The sequence below is a fragment of the Bradyrhizobium sp. HKCCYLRH3059 genome (genome assembly GCF_051168035.1).
GTDB lineage: Bacteria > Pseudomonadota > Alphaproteobacteria > Rhizobiales > Xanthobacteraceae > Bradyrhizobium.
Genome location: NZ_JBNPUF010000005.1, coordinates 486,397 through 499,163, shown reverse-complemented (window position 1 = coordinate 499,163; position 12,767 = coordinate 486,397). Strand labels below are relative to the sequence as shown.

The following is a 12,767-nucleotide window of genomic DNA, read 5'->3' as shown; positions in this document are numbered from 1 at the left end:
GCCATGATGTCGAGACGACGGTTTCTGCGCGCCGCGGGTACGGCCGCGGCGCTGCCCTTGGCGCGGATGCCGCGGGCGCGGGCCGAGCTGCGCACCATCCTCAACGACGCCAGCCGGCTCAACCCGACGCCGGTCGCCAGGCATGTGGTGATCAGCAAGCCCACGACCGACGACCTGATCGCGCGGCTGCGCGCCGAGCTCAAGGAGGCGGCCGCGGCGAAACGCCCGGTGACCGCGGCCGTGGCCCGGCATTCGATGGGCGGCCAGAGCCTGCCGCGCGACGGCACGGCGATCACGCTCGACGGCGGCGCGATCGAGCTCGACACGGCGGCGAAGACCTATCGCACCGCGGCCGGCAACCGCTGGTGGGACGTGATCGCCGCGCTCGATCCCAAAGGCTTCTCGCCGGCCGTGATGCAGTCCAACAGCGATTTCGGCGTCGGCAGCACGTTCTGCGTCAATGCCCATGGCTGGCCGGTGCCGTATGGCCCGTTCGGCTCCACGGTGAAATCGATCCGCATGCTGCTCGCCGACGGCACCTTGGTGCAGTGCTCGCGCAACGAGAATGCCGAGCTGTTCGGGCTCGCGATGGGTGGCTACGGCCTGTTCGGCATCGTCGTCGATCTCGAGGTCGAGATGGTGCCGAACCTGCTGCTCGAGCCGCGCTTCGAGCGCATGGCGCCGGAGAAATTCGCCGAGCAGTTCACACGCAACATCGACGGCGACGCCAATGTGAAGATGGCCTATGGCCGGATGTCGGTGTCCCGCAAGGCGTTCTTCGACGACGCCCTGCTCGTCACCTTCCGCCCCGCCCCCGATGCTCCGGCGACCCTGCCCGCGGCAGTCAGCTCCGGCAAGCTCACCGGCGTCGCCAACACGATCTATCGCGCCCAGACCGGATGGGAGGTCGCCAAGGGCCTGCGCTGGTTCATGGAGACCCGGCTCGGCCCCGCCATCTCCGACAGCCGCTACACCCGCAACTCGCTGATGGCCGAGCCGGTCGCCAATCTGGCGCAGAAGGACATGCACCGCACCGACATCCTGCACGAATATTTCGTCGCGCCGGAGCGGTTCGGCGAGTTCCTCACCGCCTGCCGCGAGATCATTCCCAAGGCGCGCGCCGAATTCCTCAACGTCACCCTGCGCTACGTCGCCGAGGACAAGACACCCGCGCTCACGATCGCACCGGTGCGCCGGATCGCGGCCGTCATGTCGTTCTCGCAGGCGACCTCGCCCGAAGGCGAGATCGACATGCTGCGGACGACGGAAGCGCTGATCGACCGCATCACGGCGATTGGCGGCGCGTTCTATCTGCCCTATCGTCTGCACGCGCGCCGCGACCAGGTCGAGAAGGCCTATCCGGCGGCCGCGCGTTTCGTCGCCGCCAAGCGGCAGTATGATCCGAACCTCCTGTTCCGCAACGCGATGTGGGACGCCTATTTCGCATGAATACATCAGCAGCAGATGGCTTCGCATTGGACCGCTATCGCATCGCCGCGCTGGCGCTCGCCATGGCGCTCCTGTTCGCCGCCGCGACCGACTACATCCCGACCTTTATCGATGCGCAAGGCCGCGTGTTCGGCCTGTTCCAGCTCGACATCTACAAGGATGCGCTGCATGTCGCCTCCGGCCTGTGGGCGCTGGCGGCGATGCTGACCCGCCGCAGCGCGGTGTTCTTCCTGCGCGTGTTCGGCTCGCTGTATTTCCTCGACGGCGTGATGGGCGTGTTCACCGGCTCGGGCTATCTCGACCTCTCGATCGTCATCGACGGCATCCGCGACACCTCGTGGCTGGTGAAGGTCCTCTCCAGCCTGCCGCATCTCGCACTCGGCGCGATCGGCATCGCGGTCGGCTGGTCGCCGTGGCGTAGACAGGCTGCCCTCGCATGAGCCTGCGTCGTAAAGCGCTGTATCTTCTCGGCGTCGTTTTGGCAGCCGCGGCGATCGGCGTTGCCGCCACCGTGATCAGCGTCGAGACGGTCTGCGTGGCCGACGTCCCGACCCCGATGGTGACCTCCTACTTCGGCATCACCGATCCCGCATATGCGCGATCACAGGGTGACAGCTTCCTGACCTTTCCTGAATGGTACATCGTCCACGCCTATGCCGACCTCGCTGCGGTGACCGGGCAGGCCTCGGAGTCCGACTTCCACTATCTATCGAGCGTCTCCGGCTTCTGGCGCAGCCTGTGCCGGGCCACGCGCCAGGCCGCAGGCTCCGGTCCCGCTACCTCGGAGCAGAAGCTGACGAACTACATCATCGGCTTCAGCTTCACCGCCGAGATGGCGCTCCAGGGCGCTTACGAGAAGAGCATCGGGGCGATCAGCTGGGAGACCACGGACGGCGTCAAGACCGCGGAGGACGCCTTCAACCTTGCCCTGCTGAAGGACTACGCTGCGTTCCTGTATCAGACACCCTGGTATCGGTATCCCTTCGTCGCCAAGCTCGATCAGTTCTGGCGCGAGACGCCCTTCGTGCCATCGTTCCGCGCCGTGGAGCGGCGCGTCTCGCTCAGCCTGCAATATGCCGGGCGCGCCGCCTATGCGGCCGTCATCGGCTATGTGGCGGGCTACGATCCGGCCGTGCTGACCATCCAGAGCGTCGTCACCGGCCTGCCTGCCGCCGAGCTTGCAGTCATTCCGGGCGTGAAGGTGATCCGCGAGGTCACGGACTCCAAAGGCGTGAAGGGCGTGCTGGTGGAGACCGAGCGCTACGCCAAGTTTGATTCCTTCGCCAAGGAGCTCGGCCGTCATGACGGCGCCGCGTTCGGCGAAATCGCAGGCAATCATCGTATCCTGGTCACGATCGTGGTCCCTCCGGGCGACGGACGGCTGGCAGCTTTCGATGGGCTGCCTATATTCAGTGTCCCGATCCAGTCGCGCCCCGGTGCCCGTCGCATCGGCGTCGACGTACCGGTCCGGTCTTTGGTTCAGGACATCGGCCGTTTCGAAGCCGCGGGATATACGTTCGAGCATGCCTACGACTATTGACCGGCATCCCCCGTCCCACGCCCTTCCCTTGAAGGGCGTGCTGGCCGTTGCCCTCGTCTGGTTTGCGGGCATGGCTGCCATGGCCCTGGTGATCAAGCCGGATGCGGTGGTCGTGTTCGGCCCGTCCGACCGTATGATCTCGGCGATCGTCGCCTCCGACGGAGCCTTGCTCGATGCCGGACGTTTCCACATCGCGGCCAAAACCGGAGCCACGACTGTCGGCAGCCTGTATGCTGCCGGAGCGTGGCTGGTCTGGCCCGTGATCGGCAGGGGCTGCGGCCGCGGGTAGTTGGGAAGCCAGTTCCTCCCGACGCCGATGCGGAGCCGGCGGAACTGGCGCAGCCGCCCAAAGATGTTAAGCTCGCGTTCACGCTGTGGCCGTCACGCGACACGAAGCAGAAGCTTGGTCGATGCACCCGGGGGTATCGACAGAGCAGGAGAACGAAATGCCTTCTTTGACCGAATGGAAAGTGCCGTCCGCCTTCCAGCCTCGCGCCGAAGACTATCAATATGATCTCGATCAAGCCCTGTCCTCGATCGTGGGCCTGCATGCCATCATTCCGTCCGACGCCTTCAGCGCGGAAACGCTGGGGACCGAACGTGCCGGCAATGCCGTCGTCATCGACGACGGGCTGGTGCTGACCATCGGCTACCTGATCACCGAGGCCGAATCCGTCTGGCTGCACCCCAATGACGGACGCGTGGTCGAGGGCCATGTGCTCGGGTTCGACTTCACGACCGGCTTCGGCCTGGTGCAGGCGCTCGGATCGCTCGACCTGCCGGCGCTGCCGCTCGGCTCGTCGGCGGCAACCAAGGTCGGCGATCATGTCGTGCTCGGCGGCGCCGGCGGACGCACGCGATCGGTCGCGAGCCAGATCATCGCCAAGCAGGAATTCGCCGGCTATTGGGAATATCTGCTGGACGAGGCGATCTTCACCCACCCCGCCCATCCGAATTGGGGCGGCACCGGCCTGCTCTCGGCCAAGGGCGAACTGATCGGCATCGGGTCGCTGCAGTTGGAGCGCGAGCGCGACAGCAAGGACGAGCACGTCAACATGATCGTGCCGATCGACCTGTTGAAGCCGATCATCGATGATCTCAGGCGCTTCGGCCGTGTCAACAAGCCGGCACGCCCCTGGCTCGGCATGTACGCGACGGAGGTCGACGATCGCGTCGTCGTGATCGGCGTCTCCGACAACGGCCCGGCGGCCCGCGCCGAGCTCAAGGCGGGCGACGTGATCCTCGGCATCAACGGCGACAAGGTGACGAGCCAGAGCGAGTTCTATCGCAAGCTCTGGGCGCTCGGCGCAGCCGGCGTCGACGTGCCGCTGACGGTGCACCATGAGGGCGTCACCTTCGACGTCACCATCGCCTCGACCGACCGCGCCAAGCTGCTCAAGGCGCCGCGGCTGCACTGAGGCGGCCGCGGGCCTGCGTTCACGCGTTGACGTGCCAGGCCGCAGCGATCTGGTCGTGCAGTTGCGCATCCGTCGGCAACTGTGATGCCACCGTGGGATCGAAACCCGGATGCGCCTGGGCGTAGGTCGCCATGGCCTGCACGAGTTGCGAAACCTGGGTATCGATCTCGAGACCGCCGGCCTTGATCTCCTGCAGCTGATAGGAGCCGCCAAGGAACCAGTCGGCGACGGTGACCTGCTGATGGGTGCCGAGAATGTCGATCTCCAGATCGTTGCCCGATTTGACGAACCAGAAATTGTCGGCCGTGTAGGTCGTTCCGAAATCGAGCGTGCCGGTCGGCTTCGACAGCGACGCTACGCCGTTGATGATGACGTCGTTGCCGTCGCCTTGCGCATAGACGTAGGTGGCGCCGACGCCGCCGACCAGGATGTTGTCGCCGGCCCCGCCCTTGAGCACGTCGCTGCCGCCGCCGCCGATCAGCAGGTCGTCATTGGCGGTGCCGAACAGCGTGTCGTTGCCGCCGCCCGCGATCAGCAGCGCACCGTCGGACGCAGCGATGATCGCGCCCGGCACCGGATCGACCGCGACCGTGGTCGCCGCGTCGCTCAAGGCTGCGCTGAGCCAGTCGAGATTGTCGGTCTTGCCGCCCCAGAGCACGCCGATCGCCAGGTCGATCAGGCCAGCGTCCTCACTGTCGAAACTCGCGACAGCATCGATCAGCGCGAGCTTGCCCAGGACGTCGACAGCCGATCCGGTGTCGGCGCGCGACCACAGGTCGGACGACAGATCCGCGACCAGCAGGTTGTTGGCCGTGTCCTGATAAAGGATGCCGTGCTCATGGCCGATCACGCCCGGCGTCGCCGCGACCTCGTCGTGGTTCTGCGCCAGCAGTGCCGAATATTCCACCACGATCTCGGCCAGCGCCTTCTCGACCCCGCCGTTCTTCAGGTAGGTCGCCGCAGTGTCGGCGCTGACGCTGTTGCCGAGCACGCCACCGCCGTTGAACAGGGCCTGCACGGCGCTGTTGCCGTAGCCACTGGCGTCGGTCACCGTCGAATAGGCGATCATGTCCTTCATCTTGTCGGACGGCGCGCCTTCGCCGCTCACACCGGCCGCGGGAATGCCGACGGCCGAAGCAATGGCGTCATCCTCCAGCGGCGCCAGCAGCACAGCGGCCGCCTTCTTCCAATCCTGGGCACCGTTGTCGCTCGCCCACTGCATCATCGTCAGCAGCGCGATCGAGTGCAGGCTGACCGGATCCTGACCGAGATCCGTGCCCGCGCCGAGCACGGTCTTCTGCTCTGACGAGATGCCGATCGCAGCATGGGCGATGGCGAGCGCGCCGGCGACCGGTCCGAGCTGCAGCAGCGCCAGCGGCGCTTCCAGCACCGGCGCCGCAGCCCGCACATATTGCAGGATCTCGCCGGACAGGGAGACCATGTGAATGTCGGAATAGCGGTCGACCGGGTGCGACATCAGCGCGCCCCAGAAGCCGTGCAACTGGTCGTAGCGGACCTCAGCCGCGAATTCGAACGGCATCGCGTCATACGCATAGGCCACCTTGTCGTTGAGCGCCGCGATGTAGCCGGCAAGTCCGCCGCCGAGCGAATGTCCGGTCAGCGAGACGTTCGATGTCGCCCATGTCTTGTAGTAGGACTCCGCATCCGGGAACTGCGTCGGCCAGCCGGCCAGACCGGCACCGCCAAGCCACGATGGCACGTCGGCGAGACTGTCGGTGCCGCGAAACGAAATGATCCGTGTCGATGGATCGCCCGCGAGCTGATAGGTCGCGGCCTCGAAATTGTCGGCGGTCGAGGTCACGCTCGCCGCCACCAGCTCATAGCTCCCGATACGGTTGAAATTGACCACGAGCGTCGGGTTGACGCCCCTGTTGTAGACGTCCATGGCGAGCACCGCGTTGATCAACGCGGCCGACGGCGATTTGGTCATGATGCGAATCCCCCCTCGGCAACCGATCGGCAGTTTTGACCCAGGGCGGTGATCCACGAGGAACCCTCCGCCGCGCCGCCGGCTCTCACCAAGTGCGACATCGCGCCCGAATTTTGTCAATCAACTATCGTCTGCGCGTGTATTCGCGCGCGACTCACCTGCCGCGCGCGACGGCAGCGTCCGGACCGTGTTGACTTGCAGGAGCCGCATCGCGAGATTGCGGCTTCGCGGAGCGAACACGCGTTCGGAAAATGGTCATTGCCCGGACGCCCGATTTTGCGTTGCATGACCGGCAAGCAGACGAGACGGCCAGCCCCGCGTATCGCGTATCAAGGAGACCTGCATGACGGATGCCGTGGTGGATGACATTCTCATCGTGTTGCCGCCACTGCTGCAGACGCTCGAAGCCCTGTCCCACGTTGCACGCTACCTGAACCCGCCGGATTTCGATCGCGTGATGGCTGACGTCGGCGATCCCGAGCAGGTGCTGCACACGGCGCGGATTCATCTCACGTCGTGGCCGGCGGACTTCGCCCATATCCGTATCGCCTTCGACACCGCAGCGGACGCAGCGCTGATGTCGTTTGCCGGCCTGCGCGCCGTTCAGCGCGGCGAGGGCGACCTGGTCGACGTGTTCAGGGCCCTCCGTCAATTGCCCCGCGCACTCGAGGCGCTGTTTCCATTGGCCGCGACGCTGCCGCCGCTGAGCGAATTCTTCCTCGATCCCGCCGTCGACGGTGACGACGGGCTGCGCCAGCTCCTGGCCGCGTCCTCTGCAGGCAAGGACACCGTGTTTCACGACCATAACGAGATCGGCAATCGCGGCGGCTTTTCGCTGTATGTGCCGGAATACTACACGGCGGACCGAGACTGGCCGCTGGTCATGGCGCTGCATGGCGGCAGCGGCAACGGCCGCGACTTTCTCTGGAGCTGGCTGCGCGCCGCGCGCAGCCTCGGCGCGATCCTGGTTGCCCCCACCGCGGCAGGACCGACCTGGGCGCTGATGGGCGACGACGCCGATACGCCGAACCTCCTGCGCATTCTCGACCTCGTCCGCAGTCGCGTCGCGATCGATCCCGCCCGCATGCTCCTGACCGGGATGAGCGACGGCGGCACGTTCTGCTACGTCAGCGGACTGGCCGCAGGCTCGCCGTTCACGCATCTTGCGCCGGTGGCCGCGACGTTCCATCCGCTGATGGCCGAGATCGCCGACCGGGACCGTCTGCGCGGCCTGCCGATCCAGATCGTGCACGGCCGGCTCGACTGGATGTTTCCGGTCGAGATCGCGCGGCATACGGCGGACGCCCTGGCCAAGGCCGGCGCTAACGTCGCCTATCGCGAGATCGACGATCTCAGCCACTGCTATCCGCGCGAGGCGAATGTCGAGCTGCTGCGCTGGCTGATGCGCTGAGCTTGATTCCCTTGCTACGACATGGCTGATCGGCAATGCCGCCGACACAATGTCGGCGGATTTTGTCCGCATTGGTTCTGCTCGGTCATACAGCGGGGGCGCTGCACACGGGCGGCCATGACGCCGCCGAAGGTCTGCTCATGCCCTCGCCGCTGATGCCCTCGCCTGCCGCGTCCGTCGCGCAAGTCTCGTCCGCCCGCTCCTCCACCTCCGTCGTGCTCGCCAATGGCGTCAACCGTCTCGAGGTGACGCTGAAGCTCACGACCGCGATCCTGGCGCTGGCCGCCGGCGTCTACACCTATCTTGGCGTCCGCGAGCTGCTCAACGGCAGTCCGACCACGGTGTTCTTTGCGGCGGTCATCTACTCAGTCGCGGTCTCGGTCGGCATCTACGCCTTCTGGGTGTTCATGATGCAGTTCATGCCGCACGTCACCAGCGCGATCGGGCGCTTGATGATGGCCGGCTGCATGCTGCTGGGCTCGCTGATGATCGTCGCGATGTCGTCCTGGCTGAATGCGTCGGCCCTGGCCGGCGCCGCAGCGATCCAGCAGCATCTCGCCATCACCGTGCAGAACTACACGCGCGACCTCGACAGGGCCAACAGCCAGGCCATCGCTGCGCAAAGCCTGCTGCCGGACATCCAGCTCGCCTCCTCCCGCTTCGCCAAGCTGGCGGACGCCGAACGCGCGGGCTCGCTCACCGGCACCTCCGGATCGGGCACCGTGGTCCAGCTCCTCGCGCAGATGTCGACGCAGCTCGACGGACTGGGACAACAGGTCCAGGAGTCCGGCAAGCGCGTCTCTGCTCTCTACGAGCAGGGCGGCAAGAGCCTCGCCAAGATGCGCGAGCTGATCTCCGACCGCGGGCCGATCGCAACGCGTAGCGATGCCTTCGCCACGGAGTCGTTGAACCTGATGGGCGTGATCGCCAATCTGCAGCAGACCTCGGTGGCACCTGCGGTGAGGCGCGCCGCGACGTCGCTTTCGGCCGGATTCATCGCGCCTGCCGCAGGCGGACGCAGCGGCGACCTGGCCGAGCGCCAGACCGCCGTCGTCGGCAAGGTGGAGAGCGCGATCGCCACGCAGGCCGCCTCGCTCGCCGACGCCGCCGACAAGATCCTGGCGCTGCCGCGCATCGAGCCGACCCGGTTCCAGACGCTGTCGCCCGCTGAAGCCGTGCTGCGCTACGCCGGCGACTTCATACCGAGCTGGGCCGGCGCAATCTCGATCGACCTGATGCCGGCGGTGCTGGTGCTGATCCTCTGCGTCGTCCATGCCGCCATCCGCCGCGAGGGCCTGCCCGCCGTGAGCGCCTCCAGCCTGACCGCCGCCGATCTCGTCACCGCATTGCAGATTGCGCGCGAGGTCGAGGACGCCAGGCGGGCGGCCGAGCGACGGCCAGCCGAAACGCCAACGGAGGAGCCTTCTGCACCGGCCGTTGAGCCGGCGCCGGCCGCGGCGGATGAGAACGTGACGTCGCTGTCATCGGCTCGAATCGGAAAGTAGTCCCGTGGCTTCGGCGCTGAACCGACGCGTCCATGCCTGGCTCGCGGACAATCCCGATGAGAGCATTCTGCGTTGGGTCTTCCGCAGCATCCTCGTCGTCACCGTCGCAGTTCTCGTGGCGGACCTGCTCGAGTTGAATGCTCCGCAGGTGCCATCGGATGCGGCCCCGCCTCAGCTCGACATTCGGCGCGACGCGCCGGACTTGCCGGAGGAATCACCATCCGTGCTGGCGCCCCTGATGAAGCGGCTGATGCCGCTGCCGCAGGGCGATCGTGCCTTGCAGCGGCCGATTCAGTTCGAGCTGCGCGGCGGCGGCCGGCTGTTCGCGACCGGCACGATCACGCCCGGCAGCGCGCGCAGCTTTGCGGACGCAGTCGAACGTCATGGCGAATATATTAGGACGATCGTGCTGAACTCGCCCGGCGGCTCCGTCGCCGACGCGCTGGCGATGGGGCGACTGATCCGCGCGCGGAAATTCGCAACCGAAGTGGAGGCGGGAAAATATTGCGCCTCGTCGTGCCCGCTGGTGTTCGCCGGCGGTCTCGAGCGCCGGGCCGGCGAGCGGGCGATCATCGGCGTGCATCAGATCGCCGCAGTCCCCACGTCCGGGACCGCCGTGAGGTCCGGCGACGACATGAGCCTTGCGCAGAACATCTCGGCGCGATGCCAGCGCCATCTCGCCGAGATGGGCATCGATCTGAAGGTCTGGGTGCATGCGATGGAGACGCCGCATGACCAGCTGTTCACGTTCAAGCCCGACGAGATGAAAACACTCAATCTCGTCACCTCGCTGCCGGAATCGCGGCCTGAAAAATCGCGCAGTTAGGATGTTCTGATCGCGGTGGACCGGGACCGCGGCGGGCGTGGAACCAAGTTTCGACCGCGGCGTTATTGGCCGTCACACTGGAGAACATGACATGCGGACATTCGTGGGAATGATCCTGGGGGCTCTCATTCTGGGGTTCGGCGTCTACATCCATGATTCGATGCAGACCTCCGAGGTCGCCAACGGGCCGACCGCGCAGACGCGCCGGACGATCGTGAACTGGGACGTCGCGGCGGACAGCTGGAATTCACTCAAGACCCGCGCACATGACGACTGGGTTCGCATCTCGTCGAAGTAACGCGCACGACGCTGCTGTTTTCAGGGCGCCTCGGCCGTTGGTCGGGGCGCCTTTGCTTTGCCAATCAGTTGGCCGCCCTGGCCTTGCGCGCGTCGGCGATGACCTGCTCGAACTGCGCCATGGTCAGCACGCCGGGTACCCTGAACTTGCCGACGATGAAGGACGGCGTACCGCGGAAACGCAATCCCCGCGCCTGCTTGTCGTTGCGCGCCAGCATGTCATCGATGGCCTTGGCGTTTGCGGCGAGGTCGCGCTTGGCGCGGTCGACGTCGACTCCTGCTCCCGCGAGCAGCTCGTCGATGCGCGGTTCGGTGAGTTTCGAGCTGACGCCGATCAACGCCTCATGCGCCTTGGCATATTTGTCCTGATATTTGCAGGCCAGCGCCATCCGCGCGGCAACCACGGAAGTCGGCCCGAGAATCGGCCACTCCTTGAGAACCCAGCGCACCTTGCCATCATCATGGATGACCTGCTGCAGCTCGGGATCGAGCTTGCGGCAATACGGACAATTGTAGTCGAACCATTCGACGATCGCGATGTCGCCCGAAGGATTGCCGAGCACCGGCGCATCGGGGTCGCGCAGCACCGCGCCCTCGTCGGGCTCGTCGGCGTCCTCGGCGCGACTGTCGCGGGGCCACAAGGAAAGCGCCGCGCCTGCGCCAAAAAGCGTCAACACGTCACGCCGGCTGCTGGCGGAGGTGATCGCAGTCGAGGGGACGCGCTTCATTGAGGTCAGCTCCAGATATGCAGCAGGCTGCGTGTCAGCATATACAGCGCCACCACCGCGATCACGACGGAAAACACCACGTTCAATGCGCCGCGCCGTCCGGAGAGATGGCGCGCCAGGCGCGTGCCGGCAAGGCCACCCGCGATCCCGCCGGCGATGAACAGTCCGGCGAGATCCCAGGCGACGAGCCCGGACCAGGCATAGCTCGCCGCGGTGGTGAGCCCGAAGGTCGTCACCGCGACCAGCGACGAGCTGACCGCATTCATGATCGGCATGCCCGTCGCAGCCATCAGCGCCGGCACGATCAGGAAGCCGCCGCCGATGCCGAAGAAACCGGACAGCGTGCCGGTGGCGAGGCCGAAGCCGACGATCGCCGGGACGTTGGCCATGCTCATCTTCACATCGGGGGTGCCGATGCGGGCGCGCGTCTTCAGCATCAGCATGGCGATGACCATCATCACCAGCGCGAACAGCGCCAGCAGCTTCTGGCCGTCGACCATCTTGCCGAGCAGCGAGCCGGTGAAGGCGCCGACGATGCCCGCCGTTGCGAACAGCGCCGCGATCGGCCAGATCACGGTGCCGCCGCGCGCATGATTGGCGAGATTGATGGCCGCGTTGGTGGCAACCGCGATGGCGCTCGAGCCGATCGCGATGTGCGGCTCGGGCACGCCGACGACATAGACCATCAGCGGCACCGCCAGCACCGAGCCGCCGCCGCCGACGAGGCCGAGCGAGAACCCGACCATCGCGCCGCAAAACAGGCTGAGCACACCTTGGACAGCAGAGATCATGGCGAGAGCAGGGTCATTTCCCGCACAGGAAGGCAAGCCCCAAAATCACCGGAGCAGCAATTCCGCCGCCACCGGCGCGAACCGCCGCGCGACCGGCGCCGAGCCGAGTCGGGCCGGCGGTCTCGCGGCGATGCGCGGCGTCGAGAGCGGCGGCCGAACGCATGATGCCTCCGGCCGCCGGCATCGTCTCGTCAACCCGGATCAGGCAGCGCCCTTCAGCTTCTTGGTGCATTCGCTGTAGTAGCCGCCGCCCTTCTGGATCCACTTCAGGCCGCCATTGGCGTTGGTCGCCTTGTTGGCATTGTACTGATCGACGCAGGTCTGCAGCCGCGCCTTGCCGGGCTTCTCCTTGGCGTATTTCGGGTCCACCGCGTTGGGGAACACGGCGGGACCGGTCGGCGCGGGAGCGGCCTCCTTGGCGTCGGATTTCGCCGCCTTGGCCGGCTTGGCCTCCGCCGCAGGCGCGGCCGGAGCCGCCGGTGCCGCGGCAGCGGTGGCATCGCTGCCGCACTGGGCCTTGCGGAAGTCGTTCCACTTCTGGCCGCCCAGCGTGCCGGCCTCCTTCGCCTGCTTGTACTTGGCGCTGCATTCCTGCGCGGTCAGCGCCTTCGCCGGCGCGGCGGCGAACGTCGCGAGCCCGATCACGGCCAGCGTAGCGAGTGACGAAGCAACCAATGATTTTGCGTGAAAACTCATCCTCGATCTCCCTGTGGAGCATGGTGGAATGGGACGGTAATTCTAGCGAGACCCCCGCGACCGACAAAGCAGGCGGGAGCATGGCCGCGCGAAAATATAATTTGCGTCGCGCGGCGATCCGGCTCATTCCATTCACTGCGGGTTCAGCATCGCCG

Annotated in this window: 14 protein-coding genes; 9 read left to right on the top strand and 5 right to left on the bottom strand. The window is 66.4% G+C overall.

From position 1 onward, the window contains the following. Positions 1-3: 3 nt before the first annotated feature. From ACQR13_RS18775 to ACQR13_RS18755, 5 genes are all read left to right on the top strand, one after another. A complete protein-coding gene (locus tag ACQR13_RS18775) occupies positions 4-1,449 on the top strand; it encodes an FAD-binding oxidoreductase (RefSeq protein WP_315754340.1) in 1,446 nt (481 codons plus the stop codon). Next, the gene (locus ACQR13_RS18770) at positions 1,446-1,889 is read left to right on the top strand and encodes a DUF4383 domain-containing protein (RefSeq protein WP_315716214.1); all 444 of its coding nucleotides are present in this window, start codon (positions 1,446-1,448) and stop codon (positions 1,887-1,889) included. The genes ACQR13_RS18775 and ACQR13_RS18770 overlap by 4 nt, the downstream gene beginning before the upstream one ends. After that, entirely contained in the window at positions 1,886-2,989 is a 1,104-nt protein-coding gene (locus ACQR13_RS18765; RefSeq protein WP_434863086.1) for a hypothetical protein, read from the top strand. The genes ACQR13_RS18770 and ACQR13_RS18765 overlap by 4 nt, the downstream gene beginning before the upstream one ends. Next, positions 2,973-3,278 (top strand): hypothetical protein, encoded by a 306-nt coding sequence (locus ACQR13_RS18760; protein WP_315716216.1) that lies wholly within the window; start codon positions 2,973-2,975, stop codon positions 3,276-3,278. Before ACQR13_RS18765 ends, ACQR13_RS18760 begins: the two co-directional genes overlap by 17 nt. Positions 3,279-3,435: 157 nt before the next feature. Then, positions 3,436-4,407 carry a S1C family serine protease gene (locus ACQR13_RS18755; protein ID WP_315716217.1) on the top strand — a complete coding sequence of 324 codons (972 nt, stop codon included), beginning with the start codon at positions 3,436-3,438 and terminating at the stop codon, positions 4,405-4,407. Between the two features lie 19 nt (positions 4,408-4,426). Here ACQR13_RS18755 and ACQR13_RS18750 read toward each other — a convergent pair whose 3' ends face one another. Then, the gene (locus ACQR13_RS18750) at positions 4,427-6,358 is read right to left on the bottom strand and encodes a calcium-binding protein (RefSeq protein WP_434863085.1); all 1,932 of its coding nucleotides are present in this window, start codon (positions 6,356-6,358) and stop codon (positions 4,427-4,429) included. Positions 6,359-6,701: 343 nt separating this feature from the next. On the opposite strand from ACQR13_RS18750, the gene ACQR13_RS18745 reads away from it, so the two are divergent. The 4 genes from ACQR13_RS18745 to ACQR13_RS18730 all read left to right on the top strand — a co-directional run bounded on the left by ACQR13_RS18745 (position 6,702) and on the right by ACQR13_RS18730 (position 10,398). Then, entirely contained in the window at positions 6,702-7,769 is a 1,068-nt protein-coding gene (locus tag ACQR13_RS18745; RefSeq protein ID WP_315716219.1) for a phospholipase, read from the top strand. Between the two features lie 140 nt (positions 7,770-7,909). Continuing rightward, positions 7,910-9,274 carry a hypothetical protein gene (locus tag ACQR13_RS18740; protein ID WP_409998693.1) on the top strand — a complete coding sequence of 455 codons (1,365 nt, stop codon included), beginning with the start codon at positions 7,910-7,912 and terminating at the stop codon, positions 9,272-9,274. Positions 9,275-9,278: 4 nt separating this feature from the next. Next, on the top strand, positions 9,279-10,100 hold the full coding sequence (locus ACQR13_RS18735; protein WP_434863084.1) for a hypothetical protein: 822 nt from the start codon (positions 9,279-9,281) through the stop codon (positions 10,098-10,100). Positions 10,101-10,191: 91 nt separating this feature from the next. Further along, entirely contained in the window at positions 10,192-10,398 is a 207-nt protein-coding gene (locus tag ACQR13_RS18730) for a hypothetical protein (RefSeq protein ID WP_172111383.1), read from the top strand. A gap of 64 nt (positions 10,399-10,462) precedes the next feature. On the opposite strand, the gene ACQR13_RS18725 is transcribed toward ACQR13_RS18730, so the two are convergent. The 4 genes from ACQR13_RS18725 to ACQR13_RS18710 are packed head-to-tail and all read right to left on the bottom strand — an operon-like array spanning position 10,463 to position 12,612. After that, positions 10,463-11,125, bottom strand: coding sequence for a DsbA family protein (locus tag ACQR13_RS18725; RefSeq protein WP_315716222.1), 663 nt, complete (start codon positions 11,123-11,125; stop codon positions 10,463-10,465). Positions 11,126-11,130: 5 nt separating this feature from the next. Next, a complete protein-coding gene (locus ACQR13_RS18720; protein ID WP_315716223.1) occupies positions 11,131-11,916 on the bottom strand; it encodes a sulfite exporter TauE/SafE family protein in 786 nt (261 codons plus the stop codon). A 13-nt stretch (positions 11,917-11,929) separates the two neighbouring features. Beyond that, the gene (locus ACQR13_RS18715; protein WP_315754328.1) at positions 11,930-12,079 is read right to left on the bottom strand and encodes a hypothetical protein; all 150 of its coding nucleotides are present in this window, start codon (positions 12,077-12,079) and stop codon (positions 11,930-11,932) included. 38 nt (positions 12,080-12,117) lie between these two features. Then, positions 12,118-12,612: a hypothetical protein gene (locus ACQR13_RS18710; RefSeq protein ID WP_315716224.1), complete on the bottom strand. Its 495-nt coding sequence runs from the start codon at positions 12,610-12,612 to the stop codon at positions 12,118-12,120. Positions 12,613-12,767: the final 155 nt, after the last annotated feature.